Source organism: Stutzerimonas stutzeri (assembly GCF_000935215.1).
In the GTDB taxonomy this organism is placed as follows: domain Bacteria; phylum Pseudomonadota; class Gammaproteobacteria; order Pseudomonadales; family Pseudomonadaceae; genus Stutzerimonas.
In genome coordinates this window covers 1-552 of record NZ_JXXD01000227.1, presented here as the reverse complement: position 1 = coordinate 552, position 552 = coordinate 1, and the positions used below count along the sequence as shown (strand labels likewise).

The 552-nt window shown below is 61.2% G+C and carries 1 protein-coding gene; it reads left to right on the top strand.

Annotation, left to right across the window (positions count from 1 at the left end; all coding sequences use genetic code 11):
• Positions 1-16: 16 nt before the first annotated feature.
• The coding region (locus LO50_RS19445; RefSeq protein WP_044316063.1) for a GAF domain-containing protein at positions 17-552 on the top strand (536 nt) is incomplete at its 3' end.

Sequence of the window (552 nt, the reverse complement as noted above, 5' to 3'; positions counted from 1 at the left end):
AACGGGGAGGGACTCCATGTCTGATGACATACAGCAGGATCAGGTCGATCAACTCGGGATGGCCGATGATCCGCTCTCCATTCTGCGTCGCCTGGAGAGCGCCAACCTTTCATTGAGCGAGATGCTCGTCGAAACCCTGCATGCCGTGCGCACGCATCTGGGGATGGATGTCGCGTTCATCAGCGAGTTTCGCGGCGGCAGCCGGATTTTTCGCTACCTGGACGGAAATTTCGTACCCCTGCAGCTCGAGGTCGGGGCGTGCGATCCTCTGGACGACAGTTACTGTCAACGCGTGCTCGACGGGCGCTTGCCCGAGCTGATTCAGGACGCGGCGACTCTACCGGAGGCGTTGGCCATGCCGGTGACCAAAGCCTTGCCGGTCGGCGCGCACCTCAGTGTTCCGCTGCGCTTCAGCGATGGCCGGCTCTACGGCACCTTCTGTTGCTTCAGCACCACGCCGGACAACAGCCTCAACGAGCGAGATCTGAATACGCTGCGGCTGTTCGCCGACTTCGCCGGCAGATTGCTGGAACGCCATGCGCTCAATGAGAT